26 protein-coding genes are annotated in these 25,641 nt (G+C 43.0%); 12 read left to right on the top strand and 14 right to left on the bottom strand.

Features of this window, described 5'->3' with window-relative positions; translation table 11 throughout:
- Positions 1-36: 36 nt before the first annotated feature.
- Positions 37-2,274 (bottom strand): NADP-dependent isocitrate dehydrogenase, encoded by a 2,238-nt coding sequence (locus D891_RS0101455; RefSeq protein ID WP_025209270.1) that lies wholly within the window; start codon positions 2,272-2,274, stop codon positions 37-39.
- 200 nt (positions 2,275-2,474) lie between these two features.
- On the opposite strand from D891_RS0101455, the gene D891_RS0101450 reads away from it, so the two are divergent.
- From D891_RS0101450 to D891_RS0101400, 11 genes are read left to right on the top strand one after another with little or no spacing between them, the layout of a single operon-like run.
- Positions 2,475-3,101, top strand: coding sequence for a site-2 protease family protein (locus D891_RS0101450; RefSeq protein ID WP_025209269.1), 627 nt, complete (start codon positions 2,475-2,477; stop codon positions 3,099-3,101).
- 9 nt (positions 3,102-3,110) lie between these two features.
- The gene (gene amrS, locus D891_RS0101445) at positions 3,111-4,127 is read left to right on the top strand and encodes an AmmeMemoRadiSam system radical SAM enzyme (protein WP_025209268.1); all 1,017 of its coding nucleotides are present in this window, start codon (positions 3,111-3,113) and stop codon (positions 4,125-4,127) included.
- A 1-nt stretch (position 4,128) separates the two neighbouring features.
- Positions 4,129-4,644, top strand: coding sequence for a phosphoribosyltransferase (locus D891_RS0101440; protein WP_025209267.1), 516 nt, complete (start codon positions 4,129-4,131; stop codon positions 4,642-4,644).
- Between the two features lie 20 nt (positions 4,645-4,664).
- Complete coding sequence (locus D891_RS0101435; protein WP_025209266.1) at positions 4,665-5,657, top strand: hypothetical protein; 993 nt, start codon at positions 4,665-4,667, stop codon at positions 5,655-5,657.
- Positions 5,650-6,714: a peptide chain release factor 1 gene (prfA, locus tag D891_RS0101430; RefSeq protein WP_025209265.1), complete on the top strand. Its 1,065-nt coding sequence runs from the start codon at positions 5,650-5,652 to the stop codon at positions 6,712-6,714. The genes D891_RS0101435 and prfA overlap by 8 nt, the downstream gene beginning before the upstream one ends.
- A 7-nt stretch (positions 6,715-6,721) precedes the next feature.
- Positions 6,722-7,813 carry a redox-regulated ATPase YchF gene (gene ychF / locus D891_RS0101425; RefSeq protein WP_025209264.1) on the top strand — a complete coding sequence of 364 codons (1,092 nt, stop codon included), beginning with the start codon at positions 6,722-6,724 and terminating at the stop codon, positions 7,811-7,813.
- Entirely contained in the window at positions 7,810-8,724 is a 915-nt protein-coding gene (locus tag D891_RS0101420; protein WP_025209263.1) for a bifunctional riboflavin kinase/FAD synthetase, read from the top strand. The genes ychF and D891_RS0101420 overlap by 4 nt, the downstream gene beginning before the upstream one ends.
- A 9-nt stretch (positions 8,725-8,733) precedes the next feature.
- Positions 8,734-10,188: a menaquinone biosynthesis decarboxylase gene (locus tag D891_RS0101415; RefSeq protein WP_025209262.1), complete on the top strand. Its 1,455-nt coding sequence runs from the start codon at positions 8,734-8,736 to the stop codon at positions 10,186-10,188.
- Entirely contained in the window at positions 10,185-10,853 is a 669-nt protein-coding gene (locus D891_RS0101410; protein ID WP_025209261.1) for a nitroreductase, read from the top strand. Before D891_RS0101415 ends, D891_RS0101410 begins: the two co-directional genes overlap by 4 nt.
- Complete coding sequence (locus D891_RS0101405; RefSeq protein WP_025209260.1) at positions 10,853-13,003, top strand: ATP-dependent DNA helicase RecG; 2,151 nt, start codon at positions 10,853-10,855, stop codon at positions 13,001-13,003. Before D891_RS0101410 ends, D891_RS0101405 begins: the two co-directional genes overlap by 1 nt.
- A gap of 4 nt (positions 13,004-13,007) precedes the next feature.
- Positions 13,008-13,790 carry a nitrilase-related carbon-nitrogen hydrolase gene (locus tag D891_RS0101400; protein WP_029951887.1) on the top strand — a complete coding sequence of 261 codons (783 nt, stop codon included), beginning with the start codon at positions 13,008-13,010 and terminating at the stop codon, positions 13,788-13,790.
- Here the strand turns inward: D891_RS0101400 and D891_RS0101395 are convergent.
- From D891_RS0101395 to D891_RS0101375, 5 genes are read right to left on the bottom strand one after another with little or no spacing between them, the layout of a single operon-like run.
- Positions 13,787-14,116 carry a YgiT-type zinc finger protein gene (locus D891_RS0101395; RefSeq protein WP_025209258.1) on the bottom strand — a complete coding sequence of 110 codons (330 nt, stop codon included), beginning with the start codon at positions 14,114-14,116 and terminating at the stop codon, positions 13,787-13,789. The two genes, D891_RS0101400 and D891_RS0101395, sit on opposite strands and share 4 nt — an antisense overlap.
- Positions 14,117-14,173: 57 nt before the next feature.
- The gene (locus tag D891_RS0101390; RefSeq protein ID WP_025209257.1) at positions 14,174-15,250 is read right to left on the bottom strand and encodes a CoA-transferase subunit beta; all 1,077 of its coding nucleotides are present in this window, start codon (positions 15,248-15,250) and stop codon (positions 14,174-14,176) included.
- Between the two features lie 15 nt (positions 15,251-15,265).
- Entirely contained in the window at positions 15,266-16,498 is a 1,233-nt protein-coding gene (locus D891_RS09370; protein ID WP_025209256.1) for a CoA-transferase, read from the bottom strand.
- Positions 16,452-16,883, bottom strand: a complete 432-nt coding sequence (locus D891_RS0101380; protein ID WP_025209255.1) for a hypothetical protein — start codon at positions 16,881-16,883, stop codon at positions 16,452-16,454. Before D891_RS0101380 ends, D891_RS09370 begins: the two co-directional genes overlap by 47 nt.
- On the bottom strand, positions 16,884-17,255 hold the full coding sequence (locus D891_RS0101375; protein ID WP_025209254.1) for a hypothetical protein: 372 nt from the start codon (positions 17,253-17,255) through the stop codon (positions 16,884-16,886).
- Between the two features lie 484 nt (positions 17,256-17,739).
- Between D891_RS0101375 and D891_RS0101370 the strand changes: the two genes are divergently transcribed.
- Positions 17,740-19,404: an acyl CoA:acetate/3-ketoacid CoA transferase gene (locus tag D891_RS0101370; protein ID WP_025209253.1), complete on the top strand. Its 1,665-nt coding sequence runs from the start codon at positions 17,740-17,742 to the stop codon at positions 19,402-19,404.
- A 31-nt stretch (positions 19,405-19,435) separates the two neighbouring features.
- Here the strand turns inward: D891_RS0101370 and D891_RS0101365 are convergent, their stop codons facing one another.
- From D891_RS0101365 to D891_RS0101325, 8 genes are all read right to left on the bottom strand, one after another.
- Positions 19,436-19,771, bottom strand: coding sequence for a hypothetical protein (locus tag D891_RS0101365; protein WP_025209252.1), 336 nt, complete (start codon positions 19,769-19,771; stop codon positions 19,436-19,438).
- An 8-nt stretch (positions 19,772-19,779) separates the two neighbouring features.
- Positions 19,780-19,974: a hypothetical protein gene (locus D891_RS0101360; protein ID WP_025209251.1), complete on the bottom strand. Its 195-nt coding sequence runs from the start codon at positions 19,972-19,974 to the stop codon at positions 19,780-19,782.
- 114 nt (positions 19,975-20,088) lie between these two features.
- On the bottom strand, positions 20,089-21,933 hold the full coding sequence (locus tag D891_RS0101355; protein WP_029951885.1) for a polysaccharide biosynthesis protein: 1,845 nt from the start codon (positions 21,931-21,933) through the stop codon (positions 20,089-20,091).
- Positions 21,933-23,018 carry a DegT/DnrJ/EryC1/StrS family aminotransferase gene (locus D891_RS0101350; protein ID WP_025209249.1) on the bottom strand — a complete coding sequence of 362 codons (1,086 nt, stop codon included), beginning with the start codon at positions 23,016-23,018 and terminating at the stop codon, positions 21,933-21,935. Before D891_RS0101350 ends, D891_RS0101355 begins: the two co-directional genes overlap by 1 nt.
- The gene (locus tag D891_RS0101345; protein WP_025209248.1) at positions 23,015-23,647 is read right to left on the bottom strand and encodes an HAD family hydrolase; all 633 of its coding nucleotides are present in this window, start codon (positions 23,645-23,647) and stop codon (positions 23,015-23,017) included. The genes D891_RS0101350 and D891_RS0101345 overlap by 4 nt, the downstream gene beginning before the upstream one ends.
- Complete coding sequence (locus D891_RS0101340) at positions 23,625-24,572, bottom strand: ATP-grasp domain-containing protein (RefSeq protein WP_025209247.1); 948 nt, start codon at positions 24,570-24,572, stop codon at positions 23,625-23,627. Before D891_RS0101340 ends, D891_RS0101345 begins: the two co-directional genes overlap by 23 nt.
- 203 nt (positions 24,573-24,775) lie before the next feature.
- On the bottom strand, positions 24,776-25,033 hold the full coding sequence (locus tag D891_RS0101330; RefSeq protein ID WP_025209246.1) for a hypothetical protein: 258 nt from the start codon (positions 25,031-25,033) through the stop codon (positions 24,776-24,778).
- Positions 25,034-25,639: a sugar transferase gene (locus D891_RS0101325; protein ID WP_025209245.1), complete on the bottom strand. Its 606-nt coding sequence runs from the start codon at positions 25,637-25,639 to the stop codon at positions 25,034-25,036.
- Positions 25,640-25,641 lie beyond the last annotated feature (2 nt).

Below are 25,641 nucleotides of genomic sequence, written 5' to 3'. Positions count from 1 at the left end.
AAAAGAATTAGGGGGCTTAAGCCCCCCATCCATTTTTTACAGTTTTGCAATGATGGAGTTGAGCGTCTCGCTACACCTCATTATCTTGTCAACCTTATCCTCATCCGGCCAGTAATAGCCGTCGATCTGGCAAGGCTTACCCTGAGCGGCATCGAAGTCGTTTATAATCTTCTCCTCGTTCTCCTTCATCTCCTTGGCTATTGGCTCGAAGATCTTCTTAAGCTCCTCATCCTCGTTCTGCTCAGCCAAAGCCTCAGCCCAATACATAGCAAAATAGAAGTGGTTGCCCCTTGTATCTAACTGATGAACCTTCCTGCCAGGCCATTTCTGATTCTCCAAGATCTTTGTCATGGCCTTATCGGCAGCATCGGACATCACCTTGGCCTTCTTGTTGTTATACCTTTCGGCTATATGCTCAAGTGAGGCAAAAATGGCGCCAAACTCACCTAAAGAATCCCATCTTAGGTGTCCCTCTTCAATGAGCTGCTGGGCGTGTTTTGGAGCAGAACCACCAGCACCGGTCTCAAACAGGCCACCACCTGCAAGCAGCGGAACGATGGAGAGCATCTTTGCCGATGTTCCAACCTCTAAGATCGGGAAGAGGTCTGTTAGGTAATCCCTCAAAACATTACCCGTAACGGATATTACATTCTCGCCCTTTCTGACCTTCTCCAAAGAGAACCTCATGGCCTCTTTAGGCGGCATAATCCTTATGTCAAGGCCATCGGTATCATGCTCTTTCAGATACTCCTTAACCTTCTTTATAAGCTGGGCATCGTGAGCCCTATTCTCATCAAGCCAGAATATAGCAGGATAACCGGTTGCCCTTGCCCTTCTTACAGCCAAACCAACCCAGTCTCTGATGGCCTCATCCTTAGCCTGGCAACCCCTCCAGATGTCGCCCTTCTCAACCTCATGCTCCATGAGAACATTGCCGTTCTCATCAACAACCCTGAACTTACCATTAGTCGGGGCCTCGAATGTCTTATCGTGTGAGCCGTACTCCTCAGCCTTCATGGCCATCAAACCGACATTGGAGACATCGCCCATTGTTGTTCTATCAAACTGGCCATTCCTCTTGCAGTCCTCAACGATCTCCTTATACATCGTTGCATAGGACCTATCCGGGATTATGGCCTTTGTATCCTGAAGCTCATCGTTCTTGTTCCACATCTTACCGCCATCCCTTATCATAGGCGGCATGGAGGCATCGATAATGATGAGGTTTGGAGCATGGAGGTTTGTTATGCCCTTCCTTGAGTCAACCATTGCAAGGTCAGGATTGCTCTCATAGACCTTCTGTATATCCTCTTCAATCTCTTTCCTTTTATCCTCTGGAAGTTTCTGGATTCTATCATAAATGTCTGTCAAACCGTTTCTTGGGTTAACGCCGAGCTCTTCAAATGTCTCCTTGTGTTTCTCAAATACATCCTTGAAGTATATCTCAACGGCATGACCGAACATTATAGGATCGGATACCTTCATCATTGTGGCCTTCAGGTGCAACGACAAAAGAACGCCCTTCTCTTTGGCATCCTTTATCTGCTGATCGAAGAACTCCCTGAGCCTTCTAACGCTCATGAATGTTCCATCGAAAACCTCACCCTTCAGCAGGTGGAGCTTCTTCATTGTCTGGGCGTTGCCGCTCTCATCAACAAACTGGATCTCAATATCCATCTCCTTCTCGGCTGTGAAGGACTTTTCATGCTCATAGAAATCACCGCCATCCATATGGGCAACATGGCTCTTTGAATCCTCTGGCCACGGTTTCAGCGGCAAACCCATTGAGTCTGGATATTTCTTTGCAAACTCCTTAACGGAGGTTGGAAGCCTTCTGTCTGAGTTGCCCTGCCTCAAAACGGGGTTAACGGCGCTACCCAAAACCTTTGCGTATCTCTCTTTTATCTCCTTCTCTTTTTCGTCCTTTGGCTCCTCAGGATAGTCAGGAACATTGTATCCCTTCTCCTGAAGCTCTTTAATCGCCTCTTTAAGCTGAACAACAGAGGCAGAGATGTTTGGAAGCTTTATGATGTTGGCTTCTGGTTTGTTGACCAACTCGCCCAAATAGGCCAGATCGTCGTTGATCCTCTGGTCTTCCTTCAAATACTCAGGGAATGTGGCTAAGATCCTTCCCGCTAAGGAGATATCCCTTACCTCCACATCAACATCTGCATGCTTAACGAAGCCCTTTACTATAGGCAACAACGAAAATGATGCCAAATAGGGAGCCTCGTCAGTCTTCGTCCATACGATTGTAGGTTTTCCTGTGGCCATCTTCCTACTCCTTTCTATAAAATTTTTTATTTTTCACTTTTTATAAAAGAGCCTCCCAAGCAGACACTCCCCAAACTCTGCGCAAGATATACACCAATTATCAAGTTGTGTCAAGAAATTATTGATTTTTCAAGGCTTTAAGCTTGACTTTTTTGCTCTCATAGGGCATTCTTTTTCTTAGCAAAGAAAGGGGGAGAAGGTTGATAGATCCCAATATCTTTTTGATGGTCATACCGTTTCTGGTTGCGGTGGTATTCCATGAGGTAAGCCACGGGTATGTGGCATACAAGTTAGGCGATAACACAGCCAAATTCGCAGGCAGGCTTACGCTAAACCCGATAGCACACATAGACCCTCTGGGAACGATTATCCTGCCGGCCGTTCTGATAATAGCCCACTCGCCCATACTATTTGGATGGGCAAAGCCCGTGCCTGTCAACTTCTTTAACCTCAGAAACCCCAAGAGGGATTCGGCAATCGTTGCAGCAGCAGGGCCTATAACGAACATCCTGCTTGCCATAGCCTTTGCCGTTATATACAGAATAGCGCTGTTTCTGCCCAATGGTTTCATAACCCAGCCGGTTGTGCTAACATGCCTATACGGCGTTCAGCTAAACTTGATCTTTGCCTTTTTCAATCTCATACCCATCCTGCCCCTTGATGGTGGCAGAATATTGGCATCGCTTCTGCCGCCCAAATGGGCTTATAGCTTTTCAAGATTGGAACCCTATGGCATGTATATAGTTATAGCGCTTCTGTTTCTTGGCATTTTCGATTTCATCTATACATTCTTCGTATTGCCGCTATCCACTATTCTGTTGTCTTAGGAGAAGGCGATGAAAGAGGCTTACCTTTACTCAAGGCTTGAGGATAATAAGGTTCAATGCAACCTCTGTTCATTCAGGTGTAAGTTGGCAGACGGCAAGATAGGCATCTGTGGCGTGAGAAAGAACGAGGGCGGAACGCTCTATTCGATGGTTTATTCCAAAACCATAGCAAAGGCTATCGATCCTATAGAGAAAAAACCCCTGTTCCACTTCCTGCCATCGAGCAAATCCTTCTCAATAGCAACCGTCGGGTGCAATTTTAACTGCCTACACTGCCAGAATGCAGATATAAGCCAATACCCCAAAGAGCACAACGGCGCTATTGTCGGCGAGGATTATCCGCCTGAGAGGGTTGTGGAGGATGCAATAAACGCAGGCTGCAAATCCATAGCATACACATACACCGAGCCAACGATCTTCTTTGAATACGCCATAGATACAGCAAGGATAGCCAAAGATAAGGGGCTAAAAAACATCTTCATAACAAACGGATACATGACAAAGGAAGCAATAGATTTGATGGATGGCTTAATAGATGCGGCCAATGTTGACCTTAAGGCGTTTAACGATGCCTTTTACATGCAGATATGCGGTGGTGCAAGGCTAAAGCCCGTTCTTGACAGCATAGAGTATATGAAGTCAAAGGGCATATGGGTTGAGGTCACCACGCTTGTCATACCCACGGCAAACGATGACCCGGCCGAGGCGATGCAGATAGCCGAACACATATACAACATAGACCCGTCAATCCCCTGGCATATAAGCAGGTTCTATCCGGCTTACAAGTTCAGCGATGTTATGCCGACACCGGTTGAGGTCATAAAGAACTTCAGGCAGATCGGCCTATCGATGGGCTTAAAATATGTCTATACAGGCAACATGCCGGGTGATGAGGGTGAGCACACATACTGCCCAAGCTGCGGTGAGCTTTTGATTGCAAGATACGGTTATGAGATTTTATCCTATACCATAAAAGACGGTAAATGCCCTAAATGCGGGGCAAAAATCGATATAGTGGAGAGCTAAGGTGAGGTTGTTATTTGCAGAGGAAGAGATAGAAGAGAGGATAGAGAAATTAGCAAGGTTATTGGACGAAAAGCTAAAGGATAAACAGGACAAAACAGTTATGCTGTATATAGAAAAGGGCGGCAAGCCGTTTTTTGAAAAGCTAACGCAAAAGATGAAGATACAGCCGATAAAGGACAGCATACGGGTAAAAAGCTATTCTGGCGACAAATCAACCGGCAAGATAGAATGGATCAAGAAGCCCTCTGTTGATTTAAAGGGCAAACACTGCATAATCGTGGACGATATATTAGACACAGGCAGAACGATAAAAGAGGTAAAGAATTACATGCTATCCAAGGGAGCGACAGCCTGTGAGATATGCGTGGCCGTAAACAAGCACGAGAGGCGAGAGGAAGAGATAGAGCCGGATTATTACCTGTTTGATTTAGACAAGGGCTTCATTATCGGCTTCGGCATGGATTACAACGAAAAATACAGGGAACTGCCCGCAATCTATCTAATGGGCGAATCATAGCATAAAAATCAAATGGCCATATGGAAAAGCTAAACAAGAGGTGTGTTGGACTATACTCCGGTGGGCTTGACAGTCTGCTTGCTATATTGATAGCAAGATCGCTAAACTTAGAGGTATACCCCTTGTTTGTCAAGACACCCTTCTATAACAAAGACACAGAAAAGCTAAAAGAACAACTAAACCGATTCGGCTTAAGGCTCACCATAGCAGAAGACAACAAGGCATACATAGAGATGCTTCTAAATCCCCGCTTTGGATACGGCAAAAACCTGAACCCGTGTATAGATTGCAAGGTATTCTTCTATAAAAAGGCCAAGGAATTTGCCGATAAAATCGGAGCAAGCTTCATTGTAACGGGTGAGGTATTGGGTCAAAGACCCATGAGCCAGAGGTCCTATACCGTCCTTCGAACGATAGAAAAGCATGCGGGTCTAATCGATCTGGTCTTAAGGCCGCTTTCTGCAAAATGCCTCCCGCAAACCATCATGGAAAAAGAGGGAATAGTAAACAGAGAAAGTCTATACTGCATACAGGGCAGAACGAGAAAGGCACAATTTGAACTTGCCAAGACCTTCGGCATTGAGGATTTTGAAAGCCCGGCCGGAGGGTGCCTATTAACAGATGCACAGTTCAGCGCAAGGCTGAAGGAGATATTCAAAAGAAAAGAGGAGTTAAACAACCCAACAGCCATAGAGCTTCTAAAAATAGGCAGGCATTTTAGGATTGACGGCTTTAAGTTTGTCGTATCACGAAACGCAAGCGAGACAAAAATATTAATTGAAAACTTTTCTGACCTGCCCCAGATAAGGTGTCTAAACAACCCCTGCGCTGTGGGTGTATTTTTAAAAGAACCCCACATAGACACAATTGTGACGGCGGCGGCTATCCTGAAGAGATACTCCAAAAAGGCCCAAAATCTCATCTTTAAGGGTTCAAGGGAGTTTATCATAGATGTCAAAGCGATGGATGATAAAAGAATAAACAACTATAGAGTCGGAGGAGACAATGCTTAAGGAAAAGCTCAAAGAGATAGAAAGCAAATACGCCCAGATAGAGGCCTCCCTTTCCGATCCCGATGTTGTAAACGACATAGAGAGGTATAAAAACCTAAGCGCTGAGCTAAAAAGGCTAACGCCTATCGTGGAAAAATCAAAGGAGTATCACGAGATACTCAAGCAGATAGAGGAAAACGAGGAACTCCTTGAAGATGAAGAGTTAAAGGAGCTGGCAAAGGAGGAGCTAAAGCAGCTAAAGGAGAAACTCCCACAACTTGAAAAACAGATAAAGCTTCTGCTTCTGCCAAAGGATGAGGCCGACGATAAAGATGTAATATTGGAGATAAGGGCAGGAACGGGTGGTGAAGAGGCCGCCTTATTTGCAGCAGACCTATTCAGGATGTATTCACGATATGCAGAGAACAAGGGCTTCAAGGTAGAGGTGTTGAGCAAAAGCCTATCCGATACCGGCGGCATAAAGGAGATAATAGCCGAAATAAAGGGCAAGGGCGCCTATCATCTGTTCAAGCACGAAAGCGGCACACACAGGGTTCAGAGGATACCTATAACCGAATCCCAGGGCAGAATCCATACATCGGCTGCCACCGTCGCCGTATTACCCGAGGCGGAGAATGTCGATGTCGAGATAAAGCCGGAGGATTTGAGGATAGATGTATTCAGGGCCAGCGGACACGGTGGTCAGCATGTAAACACGACCGACTCGGCCGTAAGGATAACACACCTGCCCACGGGCATGGTGGTAAGCTGCCAGGATGAGAAATCACAGCTTAAAAACAAGGAAAAGGCGCTAAAGATATTAAAATCGAGGCTCTATGACTTCTACAGGCGCAAAAAGGAAGAAGAGAGGGCCAAAGAGAGGAAAAGCCAGATAGGTTCAGGCGATAGATCCGAACGCATAAGGACATACAACTTCCCCCAGGGCAGGGTCACAGACCACAGGATAAACCTGACGCTTTATAAATTAGACAGCATCATGGAGGGGGAGCTTGACGAGCTGATAGAGGCATTAATCGTTGATGAGCAGGCAAGGAAACTAAAAGAAAGCGGAATGTGAGGTAAAAATGGGATTTAAATGCGGAATAGTGGGCCTTCCCAATGTCGGCAAATCAACAACATTCAACGCCCTAAGCAGGGGTAATGCAGAAAGCTCCAACTTCCCGTTCTGCACAATCGAGCCCAATGTGGGTATAGCCGAGGTCAAAGACGAAAGGCTATACAAGCTTGCAGAACTGGTAAAGCCCAAAAAGATAACGCCGGCCGTTGTTGAGTTTGTCGATATAGCAGGCCTTGTGAAGGGTGCAAGCGAGGGTGCAGGATTGGGCAATAAATTCTTATCGCACATAAGGGATGTGCAGGTTATCGTTCATGTGGTCAGGTGTTTTGAGGATGAGGACATCGTGCATTCGGTCGGTGAGGTTGACCCCAAAAGGGATATAGAGATCATCGATACGGAACTGATGCTTGCCGATTTACAAACCATAGAAAACAGGGAGAACAAGACGCTTAAGATAGCAAAAAGCGGTGATAAAAAGGCCAAAGCCGAGCTTGAGATATTAAATAGATTCAAAGGACTTCTTGAGAGTGGAAAACCCCTAAGGGGTGAGAGCCTGAATGAGGAGGAAAAAGAGCTTATAAAGGAGTTGAGGCTTTTAAGCGCAAAGCCTGTGATATATGTGGCCAATGTATCGGAGGATAGCCTAAACGGCAATGAATACTCAGAGGTTGTCAAACAGATAGCAAACAAGGAAAACGCACCCGTGATCGTTCTATCAAGCAAGGTTGAAGAGGAGTTATCCAGGCTGTCTGATCAGGAAAGGGTGGAATTCATGGAGATGCTGGGCCTAAAGGAGTCGGGGCTTGATAGGCTTGCAAAGGTGGGCTATAAAATGCTTGGCCTTATCACATTCTTCACCGCTGGCGAAAAAGAGGTCAGGGGCTGGACTATAAAGAAAGGCACAACGGCCAAGCAGGCTGCAGGTGTCATACACTCAGACATAGAAAGGGGCTTCATCAGGGCTGAGGTGATAAAATACGAAGACTACATAGCCGCAGGTGGCGAAAAACAGGCCAAAGAAAAGGGATTAATGAGGCTTGAGGGCAAGGATTACATCATGGAAGACGGGGATGTAGTCTATTTCAGGTTTAATGTATGAGGGTTATAAGGGATATATACGCAGAGTGTGATATAGAGGCAACGGCCATGGCATTGGGCAACTTTGACGGCATACACAATGGGCATCAGGCGCTCATAAACGAAACGGTCAAGTTGGGCAAAAAACTCAACCTAACACCAGCGGTATTCACATTCCACCCCCATCCTAAAAAGGTTATAGAGCACATAGATGAGCCGTTTTTGATTCAGAGATTCAAGGAAAAGGCCAAAATCATAGAGAGCTTTGGTATAGACATAATCGTCTGCGCCCATTTTACTGAAGTGTTTGCCCAGATGGAGCCGTATAACTTTGTAAAAGACATACTCATAGATAGAATGCATGCAAGGGCGATATGTGTGGGACACGACTATACATTTGGCAAGAAGGCCAGTGGAACAACAAAGACATTGAGGGAGCTATCCAATAGCTTGGGCTTTGAGCTTATCGTAATACCGCCGTTTAAGATAGACGGCATGATCGTAAGTTCAACAAAGATAAGGGAGTTTTTAAGGACGGGTCAGATCAGGCTGGCCAACGAGTTCTTGGGCAGAAATTACACCATATCCGGCATTGTGAGGGAGGGGGAAAGGCGCGGCTCATCCCTGGGTTTTCCTACGGCAAACATCTATCCCACCAACGAGATACTCCTAACAAACGGCGTATATGCTGCCTATGTTTATATAGACTCAAAGAAATACCCAGCAGCCGTCAATGTGGGCGTTAACCCCACATTCAAGGGCAAGCAAAAACACATAGAGGCCTTTGTATTCGACTTTGATGGTGATCTATACCACAAGAAAATAACAATCGAATTTATAGATTTTATAAGGCCTGAGAGAAGGTTTAAAAGAATAGCCGATCTGATAAGCCAGATAAAACAGGATATAAAACAGATAAAAACAATCCTTTAGGAGAGGGCGATGGTTTTTGAAAGCTTGGGCAACTACATAGAGGCGCTCAAAAAAAGAAAAGAGCTGTTGGTTATAAAGGATGAGGTCGACCCAATCTATGAGATGGGATACATAGCCGACAGGCTTATAAAAAGTGGGGGGCCAGCGGTTCTGTTTGAAAACCCCAAAGGCAGCAAAATACCGGTTGCCATGAACCTGTTTGGCACAAAAGAAAGAACCGAGTTTGCCTTAAATGTTGAAAGCTTGGATGAGCTTGGCAAGAGGGTTGAGGAGCTTGTAAACGCTGAGGTGCCTTACAATTTCTGGGATAAGCTAAGAAACATAGTAAAGCTTAAGGAGTTCAGCAAGTTTATACCACAAATCGTATCCAAAGCCCCATCGCAAGAGGTAATCATAGACAAGCCAGACCTAACCAAGCTGCCCATACTAAAGACATGGCCGCTGGATGGTGGGCGTTTTATCACACTGCCGCTTGTGTTTACAAAAAACCCCAAGACGGGCAAGCAAAACTGCGGCATGTACAGGATGCAGGTGTTCGACAAAAACACAACGGGCATGCACTGGCACATACACAAAGACGGAGCCCACCACTATAGGTGGTATAAAGAGAAAAACCAGAAGATGCCGGTCTGTGTTGCAATAGGTGCAGACCCCATAACCATATACACAGCAACAGCGCCGCTGCCTGAGGATATAGACGAGATGCTGTTTGCAGGTTTCTTGCGAAGGAAGCCGGTAAAGCTAACCAGGGCCACGCTTTCGGATATACTGGTGCCTGCAGAGGCAGAAATCATACTTGAGGGTTATGTCGATCCCAATGAGCCTTTGCATATAGAAGGTCCATTTGGCGACCACACAGGGTATTACTCCTTAGCCGATTACTATCCCGTATTCCACATAGAACGGATAACAATGAGAAAAAACCCCATATACCCTGCAACCATCGTGGGCAAACCCCCCATGGAGGATTGCTTTTTGGGCAAAGCCACAGAAAGGTTATTCCTGCCGATAATTAAGAAGATACTGCCGGAGATTGTCGATATAAACCTGCCCGTTGAGGGTATATTTCACAACTTTGCATTCGTCTCCATCGACAAACAGTTCCCAGGACACGCCTTCAAGGTCATAAACGCCCTGTGGGGATTGGGCATGATGAGCCTAACCAAGATAATTGTAATCTTCGATAAACATGTGGATGTTCAGGATATATCGGAGGTGATCTGGCGCCTGGGCAACAACATAGACCCCAAAAGGGACATCATATTCACAAAAGGGCCGTTGGATGTGTTGGAGCATGCATCGGATTTGCCGTTTTTTGGCTCAAAGATGGGTATAGATGCAACAAAGAAGTGGAAGAGCGAGGGCTTTGCAAGGGAATGGCCTGACGATATACAAATGAGCGAAGATGTTAAAATCAGGATGGATAAACTCCTAAACAAATACCTAAAAGGAGGTAGGCTATGAATGTTAGTGAGGCTATTAAGTGGCGATTCTCAACAAGGGCCTATTTAGACAAACCCGTAGGCAAAGAAACCGTTTATAAGATTTTGGACATAGCACGGTTTTCACCCTCAGGGCATAATATACAGCCCTGGGAGGTTGCCGTTGTGATGGGTAAAAAGAAGCAGGAGCTTGCAGAAAGGCTAATGGAGGCTGTAAAAAATAGAGAGCCGCGCAAATACGACTATGAGCATTACACCAAACAACTCCCGGAAAAACTCAAAGAGAGATTCAACACATGCAACGCCATTGTATTTGACGCAAAAAAGATCGACCCAAAGAAGGACAAAGACAAGCTCCTTGAGCATATCCTGCAGAATTTTAAGTTTTTCGATGCACCCGTTGAGTTAATAGTTATGACAGAAAGGGGAATAGGCGAGGCGGTATTTTTGGATTTGGGCATGTTTGCACAAAGCATAATGCTTGCCGCTTTGGAGTTTGGTCTTGCAAGCTGTCCTAAAACATCAATAGCCATGTATCCAGACATCATCAGAGAGGTTTTAGGTATTCCACAAAACAAGATGATAGTGTATGGCATATCGCTTGGCTATCCCGATCCCAGTGCCCCTATAAACAAGGTTAGAATGCCACGCGATAAAGTGGAGGATTTTGCCGTATTTTATGAGTAATGGAAAGGCAGACCCTTCTAAAAACACTCGATAGGTTAGAAAGCGAGTTATTCAAGGCTCTTTTTAATAAGGACTTTGAGACTGCAAAACGCATAATAAAAAAGGAAAACAGCCTCTTAAAGTTCAAAAAAACCGCAGATGCCCTTGTAAATGACATCTCAAAGCTAAAGCTATCCAAATCCGCACAAGAAAAACTAACCCGCAGAGGTATAACAACCGTAATGGATATATTGAGCCTTGAGCCCCTGCGGGTTGAGGACTATTCATTAAAAGACCCAAAATCCGTAAAAAACGGCGAATATTGCGCAATAAATGGCACTGTTCTATCAAAAAATAGGGGCTTGAGGGTCTTAAGTATTGTGCTGAATGCAAAAGGAATTCACATAAGGTGCAACTGGTTCAGGCTAACGCCGTATATAAAAAGGATGCTATCCTCAATAAAACTTGGCGATGAGGTGGTCTGTTTGGGCAAGGCAAACAGGGATGGATTTTTATTACAACTCAACCACCCAAAGCTAACAAAATTGGAAGAATTCAAGCCACAGAAGAAAATTATATACCCGAGCATGGGGCTAAAGAACTCCACTATAGAAAAGGCCAAAGAGAAAGCCATGCTAATGCTGCCAAAAAGACCCTTTGATTATCTGCCCTATTCCGTCATATCCAAAAACAGCCTGCCATTATTGGATGAGTTCTTCGAGCATTTAAAGTCAGATGGAGTAAATGAGCAGATTCAAAAGAGACAGAAATACGAGGAGATGTTCTTTCTGCTTTTGGGCCTGAAACTGCAGGAGAAACACTTAGCCCAAAAGACAGCACCATCAATAGAAACAGAGGCAGGCTTCTTGGATGAGGTTAAAAAACACCTGCCCTTTGAGCTAACAAACGGCCAGATCCAGGCTATAGATGAGATACTCAAAGACATGGCCCGCTCAAGACCCATGCTGAGGCTTCTGCAGGGCGATGTGGGTTGCGGCAAAACCGTTGTTGCCCTGATATGTGCACTCGCCGCACTAAAGGCCAACTATCAGGTGGCCATCATGGCGCCCACCCAGCCCTTAGCGGTTCAGTTCTTTTTGCAGGCAGAAAATCTCTTTAAACACTTCAATATAAAAACATCGCTGCTTATAAGCTCAACAAAACAGAAAGAGGCTATATACAAGGAAATAAAAGACGGCCAGATAGACTGCATCATCGGAACACACGCATTAATAGAGGAGCAGGTGGAGTTTAAGAATTTGGGCTTTATTGTCATAGATGAGCAGCACAGGTTTGGCGTTGAGCAGAGGAAGAGCCTATCATCAAAAGGCAAATTCCCCCATGTGCTTCTAATGAGCGCAACACCGATACCAAGAAGCCTCTCTATGGTCTTATACTCAAAAACAAGCCTATCAACGATCAAAGAAAAACCCAAAAACAGGGGAAACCTAAAAACCCTCCACTTTTATAAAGACAGAAGGGATGAGGCATACAGGATAGCCCTTGATGAGCTAAACAAAAAACACCAGGTCTATGTAATTGTCCCGCTGATCGATGAATCCGAACACTTTGAGGATTACAAAGCGGCCATAAGGCTATATGAAGAACTAAGAGATGGCATCTTTAGGGATTTCAGGGTTGAGCTATTGCACGGAAAAATAAAACCCGACAGAAAGGATGCAATCATAAAGGAATTCAGACAAGGAAAAATAGACTGCCTGGTTAGCACAACTGTCATAGAGGTGGGTATAGACTCACCCCTTGCCACGGTCATAATCATAGAAAATGCAGAGAGGTTCGGTCTTGCACAACTCCATCAATTAAGGGGCAGGGTCGGCAGAAGCTCTCTTGATGCCTATGCCATCCTGATAACAGATAACAACCTAAGCGATACGGCAAAGAAACGCATAGAGGCCCTGTTGAAGACAAACGATGGGTTTGAGCTTGCCCAGCTGGACTTTCAACTGAGGGGATCAGGTGAAATATTGGGAACAAGGCAGCACGGCAGAGACCTAAAATACACAAACATACTGACAGATACAAAGCTTATACAGGCCGTCAAAAACGACATAGAGATGTTGCTTGAAAAGCATTACCCCCTAAACGAGGGGCTTTTGGGTATGCTAAGATTCAAATGGAAGGAGAGGTTGAACTATATAAATGTGGGGTGAGAAAATGAGGGTTGGTATAATTCAGATGATGGTAGAAGCGGGCAATGTCAAATCCAATACAGACAGGGGCCTGTCGCTTATAAAAAAGGCAAAACAGCAAAAGGCAGAGCTAATCCTCTTGCCCGAGGTATGGACAACGGGCTTTGCTTTCAAAAAGCTAAAGGAGCTATCAAAAACAACGCCAGAGATAATAGAAGAGGTCAAAAAGCTATCTGCTAACACCTGCATATGCGGAACATACATAGTAGACAACCCCAACGACGATAAGGTTTACAACATATTCTATGCGATAAAAGACGGCCAGGTGATCTTTGAATACAAAAAGACCATGTTGTTTGGCCTAACCGGGGAAGACAAATACTTCACAAGTGGAAGCTTTAAGCAGAAAAACACATTCAACTTAGACGGTATAACGATAGGTGTTAGCATATGTTATGAGTTGAGATTCCCGGAGTTTTTCAGAAAATCGGCCTTTAACGGTGCTTACATCCACCTTCATCCGGCTATCTGGCCCAAAAGCAGGCTAAACCACTGGCAAACATTGACACAGGCAAGGGCTATAGAGAATCAGTTTTTCCTCCTAACATCAAACGGTGTTGGAATAAGCGGAAAATGGGAGCTGGCCGGCCATTCGGCCATAATAAACGGATGGGGGGAAATAATGGGTGGTCTTTTCGAAAAAGAAGACGCTTTCACACTCTCATTACCGATGAATGAGATAGACACTATAAGAAACCAATTAACTTCGCTTAAGGATTCATTAAAACAGTTTAAGGGTATGTTTTAGGTAAACACCTTCATAGGGGCATCTTCCCTCTTTTTAATCTCACCCCTTCTTATGGCATCCTCAATATCCTTCGCTGTCTTCTCCCTCATCTCCCTTAAATGCTCCTTCTCATCCCTTATCCTGCCTCTTTCCTTTGCAACCTTGAGCAACTTCTCACCGGTCTTTCTGCCTATATGCTTGACCGTCTCCTTTGGAACAAATACAGCCCCGCATTCTGGGCATCTGTAAACCTCTATATCCTTAACCGTTATCATCTCTCCCTTTACAGGCCTCCTAAACGGGGTTACGACCCTCCTCATCTCTCTTCCACAAAATTTACACCTCATACGCTCCCTCCTAAAAATCATAAAAGGGAGGGCAACCCCTCCCCCATCACTCCTTTATCAGGTCTTAATCTTAACCCTCCAGGGCTTGCCGTGCTCTTTCTCATACTCTATCTCTCTTAAGGTCTTCCTGCTGAGATAGATCCTCGTCGGATCAACGATCATCCTCAAAACCTTAAGCTGCTCAATGGATGGTGTTGGTGTCTCTGGTATATCGTCGGTCGGCTTTAAGACCTTGCCGCTTCTATCCTTCAACTCCCAACCTGTGTTGTCTATAACATCCTTCAAGCTAACGCCTGGATGGACACTCCTTAACCTCATATCGTATGTTCCATCCTCAGGATAGTTCTCCATGACGCACACATCGGAGGCCATAATTCCCTTACCGCCCCTTGGTGCACCGTAATCCCATCTCGTCTCACCCTCAGGACCCCTCGCTGCTGCCATCGTTGTCAGATAGCACACATGCGGTGGGAATCTTCTCTTCTCCTGAACCATGATGGCCAATGTAAAGTCTGACTGCTGACCGATCGGGTTAGCACCACCAGAACCCGTAAACCTAACGGGTGGACCTAACTTAACATCATCAAGCCTTTCAGCCTGGCTTCTTTCACCCTTCTTTATAATGGAAGGCCAATAACCATCCCTTCCGACCTTTTCCTTATCCCAGATGGCCGTGGAGTTGATATTTCCATACTCGTCATACTCCGCACCGCCTAAAACACCGCCTGTAACATAACCCCTCTGCTCGTATGTTCCAAAGGCATCAGCCATAGAGAGGGCTGTTGAGGACATGTATGTTCCCCTGATGTCTGCAACGGAGATTGGAACATGCTCAAATTTCGGATCGAGCATTCCAGCCTCCATAACGGTGATAGCAGCGGGGTTTACTGTATGCTGAGCCTCAGCCATCGTAAGAACGGGCAGACCCGTTCCGACAAACATGGAGGCTCCGTATGGAATCATCGTGGAGCCGGCTATTGCCAAAAGCTCTATTGTCGTAAACTCATCCGGAGGCAGGTCGTATTCCTTGCAATATGCCTCGTATTCTGCATCGCTAATGCCTGAAGAAAACCCCTTGACCAATTCTATAACTTCGTCAACCGTTGGTATTTTAACAGGAACTTTTACAGCCATTTTTACCTCCCTTATTTACTTTCCAATAGGTCTGTAAAGATCTGGTTTATAACCGTATTTTGCATCTGCCCTTAACTCATACAGCCTTGCAAAACCGGTTGCACCGCTTGGGCACTCGTATTTGGCCTCGATGTTTCCAAACTTGAAGTAATCCGTTCCGACCTTATTCTGCAAGAAGTCCCACTCATCCTTACCGACTATGTTGTGCCAGTATTCGGCCAATGCCTTCTTACCGTCGTTTGTGCCTGCAGCCCTATTGGCTTTGATATAGAACATCCACCACATCCAGTCATAGTCATAGTAATATGTTGAACCGGTTGGATAGCATCCCCATGGAGCCTCAAGGATAGCATCAACATGTGTAAATGGTATGTGGTTCTCAGAAGGTCTTAGTCTCAACTCTTCCTCAGGAACGATCTTCTCAGCAGAAACCACCAGATACTTTGCAGAGATGGACTGCTCAACATCGGGAACGAGCAATCCCTCAATCCTTGCTGTTCCTTTCTCTCCAACCCTCTGGACATGTGTGGTGGTTACATATGGAATGGCGGGAGGATAAAGTATTGCAATTGGGCCCTTCTGTTGTGTATACTTATTGACCCTCTTGCGCAGTGCTTCGTAGTATATTCCGTCTTCCTCGGCGGCGGTCTTATTCATTGTGCTGTCAGGCTCGTCGCCGGGGGAGTATTTATTGTTGGGGTCATACTGGTGAGGCCTCAAACCCCATGCATCAAATGGATCCTGAATGATTGCGTGTCTCTTTGGAGGAATATCCGGATGGATCCACAAACCGTTATCGTCCTTACCCCTCAGACCTGCCTCCTCAAAGGTGTCATACTCCAAAAGATCAGAACCAAGCTCTGTCATTCCAGAGACGAACTGCATACCGTATTTTCCTGCGATAGTCCTCAAAGCCCAGGAGTAATTGGTGTGATCCATAACGGCCTCGATCTGACCATCTTCAAGCCCCTTTCTGACCTCATAGGAAACAGGCTGAATCGTCTCAAGGCCTAAGTATGTCATCTCAACCCAGGCAAGCTGACCTGCACCACCCATCATCATGATAGGTGTAGCACCTGCGTTTGTCTGAACATAGAGATCAGGAATGTTCTGCCTGATAACCTCCCTTGGGATGGAGACATTTGTTCTTGTGTATCCAAATCCGCCAACGCACCAGGCCCTCTTGGGTTTGATGAACCTCTTAACGATTTCCTGAACTGACATTATCTTGCTTTTTTCCTCTGCCATAGCCCCCTCCAAATTCTTCTAAAAATTTTTCTAATTTTTTGAGTTCCTCCTCCGGATCCGGTTCTTCATTACCCAGATCCGCATACTCAATCGGCACACCCAAAACATCGGAGAGCTTCTCTATAAATTCCACAACCTTTTCATACTTTAAACCGGTAATGTAAAAATCGACTGAGTAATCCTTGTTAAAGTAAACCGTAGGATACATATCGTCAAAATCCAGGATGTCTCTGCCGCTTTCATTGTGCGGCACAAGCCTAAAACTTGAACCTCCCGTCTTTGTAATCTTACCTAAACCCTTGACCTTCTCTATTATCTCTTCGAATGTTATGAATTCTCCACCGCCAATAATGCGACCCGGTAATACACTGAAATCGCCCGACATTTACTCAAGCTCCCTCTTCTTTGCCCAGAGTGTCCTCAATGTGTCTTCGATCTTATTCTCTGCAAATTCCAACATCTCCTTGGCGTTTTTGATGTAATCAAGCTTGATCCTTAACTCATTCTCCATAATCTCAGCGGTCTTTCTCTCATGAAGCTGGCCGACAAGCTTGTTCAAGCGGGTAATGGCGGCAGGCACCTTCTTGAACTGCCACATCCAGGTCTCAAAATAGTAATTGGACATGGCCAATTCCCATACCTCGCTGGTCAAAGCCTTCCAGACTTCCAGACTCTCCCTTGAGGTGGGTCTCTCTTGAGGCTCGGCTTTGGAGGGCTTTTCCCAGCGTTCTCTAAAGGACTTTGGATAAGCTATCACCCCTCTCACCTCCTTCTTCTATAATTTCTTATTGTCAGTTGCATTTTAATATAGCAAATCTTAAATGTCAAGAAATTTTTTAATTAATTAACTAAATTTTTCGGGCTTTTCTTATAACTTTTTTCCTTTAGATATAATATTTTTTACATAAAATACCCCCTATTTAGTTTACTTAATTTTATAATATTGGTTAATTAAATTCAAATATTTGCAACACTAAATCAATTTGCAGCATTAAAATTAAAAAGATTGAACTTTATCTGTAGTTAATTAAGAAAATCTATCGGTTTCATTTTTGCAGATAAGAATTTTTGAAAAAATGGCTTTGCAACAGGCCTTTTTAGTTGCAGTTTTAATAAATAAAGTTTTACTTATTAAAATAGTTAATAAACTTTTTTTAAAGAATCCTAATTTAGAGATTGACTTTTTAGAAATAATTTTATATATTTTAGCCATGTAAGAATATCTTTTTAGGAGGTTGTGTATGAGAAATAAGGTAGTGGACGCAAGGGAAGCGTTGAGCGTAATTAAAGACGGCGATGTGGTGGCCATTTCAGGATTTAACCTAACCACATCCCCAGAGTATCTAATATTAGAGCTTTATGAGATGTACAAAGAAACTGGCCATCCAAACAACCTGTTCATCATCTCCGACACATTGCCAGCAGTTCCAGATAGGGGCTTGGATAAGGTATTTGCAGAGCTTTATGAGGATAAGAACCAGAACTTCATTAGAGGCGTTTTGATGCCATTCATCGGCTGGTCTCCAGCATTGATGAAGATGACACTTGAAAACAGGATAGAGGTTTACTCCTACGCTATCGGAACAACATCCTACTGGTTCAGGGAGATCGCAAGCGGTAGGCCCGGCTTGATTACAAAGGTTGGTCTTGGCACATTCTTAGACCCAAGGATCGACGGTGGTGCATCCAACGAGATAGCAAAAGAGAAGAAGACCTGCAAGGTCGAGTTGATGGAGATAAACGGTGAGGAGTGGTTGCTCTATACAGCTCCAACACCAGATGTAACGCTCATCAGGGGAACAACGGCAGATACAGACGGTAATGTATCCATGGAGGAAGAGGGCTTCTATGGCACGGTTCTTAACATGGCACAGGCTGCAAAGGCCCAGCCCAACCCAGGAAAGACAATCGTTCAGGTTAAGTATGTTGCAAGAAAAGACACAATACCCACAAGGGATGTTGTCGTTCCTGCACCATTAATAGATTATGTTGTTGTTTCTCCAGATGCAGACAAATACCACAGGGTATCCGGAAGCTATGTTGTTGACCCAAGACTGGCAGGAACGGTTAAGGCACAGAAAACTAAAGAGCTTGAAAGCCTCTTGCCAACACCTGACAAGATAAGAGACAGAATCGCAGCCGGTAGGGTCTTGATAGAGACAATGAGGCTTGTTGCTCAGCTTAAGAAACCGCTCTTTGGAAACTTGGGTATTGGAATACCTGTTTTCGTATCCTGGCTGGCAGGCGAGTTTGGATACAGCGACTTCTTGGCCCTAACTGTTGAGCCTGGTCCTGTTGGTGGTGTTGCTTTAGTTGGACAGGACTTCGGTGTTGCTATTTCACCAAACGCCATCATCCCAATGCCCGATATGTTCACAAACTATGAGGGTGGTATTATCGACTTTGCATCCTTGGGCTTCATGGAGATCGACCCGAAGGGTAATGTTAACCCATCCTACAGCCCGGTAAGGGTATCCGGTCCTGGTGGATTCCCTGTAATTAGTGCTGGTTCCCCAAGGACATTCTTTGCTGGTGGCTTCACAGCAGGAAAGGGCATCGATATAGACGCAGACAACGGTAAGCTCATCATCAACAGCGACGGTAATATATTGAAGTTCAATCAGGAGATCGTAAAGATCGTCTTCAGTGGTCCTCAGGCTGTAAAGAGCGGTAAGAGGATCCTCTATGTAACAGAGAGGGCTGTATTTGAGCTAACAGAGAACGGCTTAAGACTCAAAGAGGTTGCACCTGGTGTTGATATAGAGAAAGACATACTCGCTAAGATGAACTTCAAACCAGAGGTTCCAGAGAATGTCGAGACGATGCCTGAGGTATTGTTCTACAAAGACCTGGGCGTCTTGAAAGAGTACATCGACAGCATCCTCAAAGAGGGTGGAATCATCTAAAACAATTCAGGGAGGCTTAAGCCTCCCTTTTTTAATATCCAGATATTTTTGTCTCCAACTTCGCTTCGTAAACCTCTGCTCCCTTATCTGTTGCATACATCAAAAAGACATCGATTTCAGGCGATGAGCTGCCCAATCTCTTGGATTCTGACACAATCAACACATCGCCTTCCTCTAACTTAGGCAAAAGCTCCTTGCCAAGCTGCCTGTTCTTCCAGCTGATATAGGGCTTAACCTCCTCCTCTAAGTATTCAATCTCGCCGGAATCAACTCCGTATTTTGTTTTTACAAACTTATCTATAGCAGCCTTTTGAACAACCCTATCCGCTTCGGAATCATACTGAATGTATCCGTAAATCCTTCCCATATACCCTCCTAAACCAACTGAATTATATCGACCTCTTCGTTTATTATAACCTCGCTGGCCTCTGGCAATTTCTTATATTTCCTCTCAATCTGCCTCTTTGCCTCTTTTTTATCCTTCGCCCTGACTATGTTTGTGGTAACGAGCTTCCTCTCATCCCTGTATATCACAAGAGCCAAAACCTTATAGGTATGCATCTGCCCCATCTCCCACTCCTTATCAACTTTTAAATCCTTCTTAATTTATATATAAAAAAATTTAACCTTATTCAACAATAATCCTTGCGCATTTAGACAGGCTAAAGACGGTTGAGAGGTAAATCAAGACTGATCATAAGAAGGAATATATTTTTTCAATACCTTTTTTATCTCTGACTTATCAACTCCCCTCAGAGCCTCTTTAATTTCTGAAACAATATCCTCTATCTGCTTATTGGAAAAATCCGATTTTATTCTGGCTACATATATTTTCTCATGATAAGTCTTATCCACGCCCTCCTCTGCCGTCAAAAGCTCTTCAAATAACTTCTCTCCAGGTCGAACACCCGTAAAAACAATATCTATGTCCTTATAAGGTTCAAGTCCTTCAAGTTTTATTAACCTCTCTGCAAGCTCCACAATCTTTATCGGCTCACCCATATCCAAAACAAAAACCTCACCGCCCTCACCCATATATGCAGCCTGCAAAACCAGTGAAACCGCCTCTGGTATACTCATGAAGTATCGCTTCATATCTGGGTGTGTGATTGTTATTGGGCCACCTTTTTTGATCTGTTCAATAAATAAGGGGATTGCCGAACCCCTGCTTCCAAGCACATTGCCAAACCTAACCGATATGAATTTGGCTTTACCCCTTTCGTTGTATGCCCGGCAGAGAATCTCGGCTATCCGTTTTGTCGCTCCCATTACATTTTTGGGGTTAACCGCCTTATCGGTTGATATGTTTATAAATTTCTCAACACCTGCCTCAAGCGACGATTCTATTAGATTAAGCGTGCCCAATATGTTTGTCTCTATAGCCTCTTCGGGAAACATCTCCATCATAGGCACATGCTTGTATGCTGCAGCGTGGAATACAATTTGTGGTTTATATATATTAAATACCTTTAAAAGCTTCTCTTTGTTTCTAATATCACCAACCACAGGCAAAAACGGTTTATCCTTAAATTTCAACATCAAAGAGTGGAGTTCGGTCTCATCGATTTCAAAGCCTATAACGCTTTTTGGATTATATGAAAGCAACTGATTAACAATCTCCGACCCAATAGAACCACCAGCCCCACTTACCAAAATTACCTTGTTCTCCAAAAATGATCTAATTCCTGTTGTATCAATTATTACCATTTCCCTTGCAAGCAAATCCTCAATGGATATATCCTTCAAATCCTTCAAAGACACATCCTTGTTGGGCAGCTTATCAAGACTCGGAACGATCTTTATATCTTTTACACCAGAGTTTGAGAGCCTATCGTATAGCTCTTTTACTTTGTTGTGCTGAAGTGTTGCAATAGCTATAACGGCACTTTTTATGTTATACCTATCAACTGCTTTCTCAATATCGTCTAATGTCCCAACCACCTTTACATTATGAATAAGAGTGTTATGCTTTTCCTTATCATCGTCCAAAATTGCAACGGGTTTGTATTTAGTCTTAGGCGTCATATTTATTTCCCTTATGATTTTTTCGCCGGTGTATCCTGCACCTATAATTAGAGTATTCTTTGCGTTGCTGTTTTTTGGAGGGTTAATAACCTCAAAATAGACCCTTCTTGCAGCCCTTAGAAGCAACACAAGAAAGCTTGAGATGAGAAAATCTATAATAACTGATGATTTTGGAAGGCAAAGAGCAGAATAAAACCTTTGTGCACCTAAGTTTAGCAAATACAACACAAAAAAGGCTATAAACAAACCCTTTATAATCTTATAAAATTCACCGATACTGACAAATCGCCAGTTGAGTTTGTAGATGTCAAAAATCCAAAGCAATGATATCTTTATCAGTATTGTAGGCAAAAGCCAGTAAAAGTAGTTGCTTATAAAATTGGCAGGTATTTCAAAGTTAAACCTCAAAAGGAGAGAAAAATAGAGACTAAAGGCAAAAAATACGGTATCGCTTAACAGAAAAAAGATTAATCTCTTGGTCTGTGTTGGTTTAAGTAAATCCATTATCCTTTCCTTATTATCCTGCAAATTTCAATTATTTGCTCATCCTTCAAAGCCGTACCGCTTGGCAGACACAGGCCTTTCTTAAATAGAGCCTCAGATGCGCCGTTTATGTATGCCTTTGCATTTCTAAAAACAGGCTGTGTGTGCATAGGCTTCCACAGAGGCCTTGATTCTATATTGTGTTTTTTTAGCGTCTCTGAAACCTTCAGAGGGTTTTTATCTTTAAAAATTAAAGTTGTAAGCCACCTGTTGCCTCTTGAGTTTTCAATCTCTGGCATAAAATCGGCTATATCTCCAAGTTCCCTTTTGTAAATATCAAAGATTTCCCTTTTTCTTTTTACTCTTTCTTCCAAAACCTCCATCTGAGCTACACCAATTGCAGCCAAGACATTGCTCATCCTGTAATTATAGCCAAAGGTTTCATGCTCATACCACGGGTAATTCTCCTTTGCCTGCGTTGATAGAAATCTTGCCTGTCTTATCCATTCTCCGTTAGAGCTCACAAGCATTCCACCCGAGCTCGTTGTGATAATCTTATTGCCGTTAAAACTGTATATGCCAAAATCGCCAAATGTGCCTGCATGTTTTTTCTTGTATGTAGCACCAAGGGCTTCAGCGGCATCTTCTATCAAATAAAAACCGTATTTTCTTGATAAAAACAGCAAATCCTCAATCTTTGCCATTTGACCGTAAAGGTGCGTAACAATCAGAGCTTTGGGTTTTTCTTTTTTTGCAGCCTCCTCAACAAGGCCTGGGTCTATATTCCAGCTCTCGTCGCTGTCAATAAAAACAGGCTCAGCATTTTGAAAGAGTATGGGCGTAATTGAGCCTATAAATGTAAATGTTGAGGCTAAAACCTTATCTCCATTCTTAATTCCCAAAATCCTCAGAGCAAGATGGATTGCGCTTGTGCCATTGACAACGGCGCAAGTATACTTTGCCTTTGTAAAATCACAAATAGACTGTTCAAACCTCTCTATAAACTCACCAACCGGCGCAATATAATTGCTCTCAAAAACCTCTTTTATATAATCAAGCTCTTTCCCCGACATATGGGGTGGGGAGAGAAAGATCTTACTGTTCATTTTAGACCCAATATTTCTACTGCATCCATCAGATTGCTAATTTCTGGTATCTGCAATGCACATTTTATTTTATTGTACACTCCATTTTTATTTTTGTATCTTACAGCCTTCCATCCGAGCTTTAAAGGAGCTATAAAATCTTTTTGTGGGTTATCCGCTATATAACAAAAATATTTTTCTTTTGAGAAATGAGACATAACAATATGAAATGGCCTTAAATCCGGTTTTTTTGTATGGTAATAATCAGTAAAAACAACAAAGTCTATTAACTTATCCAAGCCCAAAGCCGTGAACTTATTTTTTTGTGTTATATAGTGGCCATCTGTTATAATTGCAGTAGATATTTTTTTTTCTTTTAAATAATGCAATACCGCTCTCGCATCATTATTAAGCTCTATATTTGGTGTATGAAATCTATATATTTCTATCAGTTTTTCTTTTTTTTCTTTTATTTTAAAGACAGAAAGTAAATTATCTATATTCTTTCCACTACCTTTCTTCATAAAATCTTCCCACAAAAAGTCGAAATATTTCCTATCCCCTAAGTAAGATGCTATTTCCGCAAAACCGCTTCTTACGAAGTTTATTTCATCGTATAAAGTATCATCAAGATCGAATACCACCACCATCAACTAATACCTCTGCATCATAGCGGAGCATTATTAGGTTATTTTTCCAATTCTCTGAATATTCCAAATTCTCACCCAAATAATCTTTTATAAGGTATTTCGCAAAATCCGATCCTGCCAAATATGAAAGCGGATAACCGCCTCCAAACCTAGGGTTGATTTCTATAAAAAATAGCTCACCCTCTTTTTTAAACAACTGCACAGTTATAGCCCCGTATACTCCGTTTAAGTGTTTAAAGAGCTTTTTAATTTGTCCGATAATATGAGCATCCTTTACTGTTTTTCCCTTGCTAACTTCTCCCGACCTTACTTCTATTCTCAGTCTTGGAACTATAGAAATTACCTTACCTTCTCTATTAACAAATACATCAACAGTATATTCTTCCCCCTCTATATATTCCTGAAAAACATATAAGGGGTTCTTTTTCTTTAATATTATAGCCTCTTCATAGCTCTCAACTTTTGTTGCCCCTACTGAGGAAGAAGAATTTTCAAGTTTCGCAAATAAAGGATAAGTAGCATCCTTCAAATTATCGATTACCCGAGGTGTTTTTAGTTTGATTTTTTTGAAAAAATATTCTGTTTTTCTTTTTGAGTAAAACATCTCGCATATATTTAGAGATGAGATAGCTATCAGTATATTGTTTTTTTTAAAATCTGTTTTAGCTTTTGATAAAATAATTAATTCTGGATCAATTGTCGGAATTACTATATTTATGTTATTTTTCAAACAATAATCCAACAATATCTCAATATAATTTTTATCATTTACTTTTGGCACCCTAAAATACCCGTCGCTAACCTGGCAAGCTGCACTCATTTCTGGATTCATATCACATGTATATACCTTAGCGTATTTTTGAAAGTTTCTTACCAGACTAACCCTTCTTCCAGCACTTGTAATCAAAACATTAATTTCCTTCATCAAAGCCTTAACCTACTCCCTTTTTCACTTTCATCTCTTTTACATACAACTTTACCATGCCCACTTGCTCCATAGATGTATAAAATTTTACTGCCTTCTATCATTTATAAACATCACCCCTACTACTCGCCTTTATAACCTTAACTCTTATTCCTATATCCTGCTTTTGCAAAAACTTCACTACTTGTTTACTGTATTTTACACTATACATCCAGTATCTTTTTCACTTCCTCTTCATCCAAAAAATCTTCTCTTTCAGCCTCTGATATAGCCTTCACATCCTCATCCATCGGTATTACAAATTCTTCATTTCCTTTCACTACAATCAAATCCCCCAACTCATCAAAGTAGCTAAAGGATTTATTCCTTTTTTTGGCCAAATCGTGCAAAAACTCCTTTACATCATCAAACAGCTCATCATCCACCTTGAACACCTTAGCTCCCTTCTCAATAACTATCATTCAATTCCTCCCATTGAACTTCTCCATAGTGGCTCTGCCCTTTTGAGAAATACCTTCTCTTTTCAGTACTTTCCATATTGTCAGCAATATAATTTTTAAGTCAAGCCAAAAAGAGAGGTTTTCAACATAGTAAACATCGTATTCAAACTTTTCTTTCCAGCTCAATGCGTTTCTTCCCATAACCTGAGCAAGACCGGTAATACCCGGTTTTACATCATGCCTTTTTCTTTGTCTTTCGTTATATAAAGGTAAATACTCAACGAGCAAAGGTCGAGGTCCAACAAAACTCATATCACCCTTCAAGACATTAAACAACTGCGGCAGCTCATCCAAACTCAAGCTCCTTATAATCCTACCAACACCTTTTAGCCTCTTCTCATCGGGAAGCAAATTGCCATTTTCATCTCTTTCGTTCGTCATTGTGCGAAACTTATAAATCTTGAATACCTTCTCTTTATACCCAGGCCTTTCCTGAATAAACAATATCGGCCTTCCATCCCATATATAAATCGAAACGACAACGCATAGCATTACAGGGGAAAATATAGTTATACCAATCAAAGCCAAAACCTTATCCAACAGCGGTTTGAAAAAATTTTTATACATAG

The organism is Hippea sp. KM1 (assembly GCF_000526195.1).
Lineage (GTDB): Bacteria > Campylobacterota_A > Desulfurellia > Desulfurellales > Hippeaceae > Hippea.
The sequence above is the reverse complement of the archived record's forward strand: the minus strand, read 5'-3'. Positions and strand labels throughout refer to the sequence as shown.

Bases quoted from the DNA above. Each gene is read 5' to 3' on its own strand.
- amrS (WP_025209268.1), top strand. From the start codon at position 3,111: ATGAAAGAGGCTTACCTTTACTCAAGGCTTGAGGATAATAAGGTTCAA.
- D891_RS0101325 (WP_025209245.1), bottom strand. From the start codon at position 25,639: ATGTATAAAAATTTTTTCAAACCGCTGTTGGATAAGGTTTTGGCTTTG.
- D891_RS0101355 (WP_029951885.1), bottom strand. From the start codon at position 21,933: ATGGATTTACTTAAACCAACACAGACCAAGAGATTAATCTTTTTTCTG.
- D891_RS0101410 (WP_025209261.1), top strand. From the start codon at position 10,185: ATGAATGTTAGTGAGGCTATTAAGTGGCGATTCTCAACAAGGGCCTAT.
- D891_RS0101345 (WP_025209248.1), bottom strand. From the start codon at position 23,647: ATGGTGGTGGTATTCGATCTTGATGATACTTTATACGATGAAATAAAC.
- D891_RS0101330 (WP_025209246.1), bottom strand. From the start codon at position 25,033: ATGATAGTTATTGAGAAGGGAGCTAAGGTGTTCAAGGTGGATGATGAG.
- D891_RS0101365 (WP_025209252.1), bottom strand. From the start codon at position 19,771: ATGGGAAGGATTTACGGATACATTCAGTATGATTCCGAAGCGGATAGG.
- D891_RS0101360 (WP_025209251.1), bottom strand. From the start codon at position 19,974: ATGGGGCAGATGCATACCTATAAGGTTTTGGCTCTTGTGATATACAGG.
- D891_RS0101415 (WP_025209262.1), top strand. From the start codon at position 8,734: ATGGTTTTTGAAAGCTTGGGCAACTACATAGAGGCGCTCAAAAAAAGA.
- D891_RS0101435 (WP_025209266.1), top strand. From the start codon at position 4,665: ATGGAAAAGCTAAACAAGAGGTGTGTTGGACTATACTCCGGTGGGCTT.
- D891_RS0101395 (WP_025209258.1), bottom strand. From the start codon at position 14,116: ATGAGGTGTAAATTTTGTGGAAGAGAGATGAGGAGGGTCGTAACCCCG.
- D891_RS0101455 (WP_025209270.1), bottom strand. From the start codon at position 2,274: ATGGCCACAGGAAAACCTACAATCGTATGGACGAAGACTGACGAGGCT.
- ychF (WP_025209264.1), top strand. From the start codon at position 6,722: ATGGGATTTAAATGCGGAATAGTGGGCCTTCCCAATGTCGGCAAATCA.
- D891_RS0101390 (WP_025209257.1), bottom strand. From the start codon at position 15,250: ATGGCTGTAAAAGTTCCTGTTAAAATACCAACGGTTGACGAAGTTATA.
- D891_RS0101340 (WP_025209247.1), bottom strand. From the start codon at position 24,572: ATGAAGGAAATTAATGTTTTGATTACAAGTGCTGGAAGAAGGGTTAGT.
- D891_RS0101370 (WP_025209253.1), top strand. From the start codon at position 17,740: ATGAGAAATAAGGTAGTGGACGCAAGGGAAGCGTTGAGCGTAATTAAA.
- D891_RS0101400 (WP_029951887.1), top strand. From the start codon at position 13,008: ATGAGGGTTGGTATAATTCAGATGATGGTAGAAGCGGGCAATGTCAAA.
- D891_RS09370 (WP_025209256.1), bottom strand. From the start codon at position 16,498: ATGGCAGAGGAAAAAAGCAAGATAATGTCAGTTCAGGAAATCGTTAAG.
- D891_RS0101405 (WP_025209260.1), top strand. From the start codon at position 10,853: ATGGAAAGGCAGACCCTTCTAAAAACACTCGATAGGTTAGAAAGCGAG.
- D891_RS0101380 (WP_025209255.1), bottom strand. From the start codon at position 16,883: ATGTCGGGCGATTTCAGTGTATTACCGGGTCGCATTATTGGCGGTGGA.
- D891_RS0101420 (WP_025209263.1), top strand. From the start codon at position 7,810: ATGAGGGTTATAAGGGATATATACGCAGAGTGTGATATAGAGGCAACG.
- prfA (WP_025209265.1), top strand. From the start codon at position 5,650: ATGCTTAAGGAAAAGCTCAAAGAGATAGAAAGCAAATACGCCCAGATA.
- D891_RS0101350 (WP_025209249.1), bottom strand. From the start codon at position 23,018: ATGAACAGTAAGATCTTTCTCTCCCCACCCCATATGTCGGGGAAAGAG.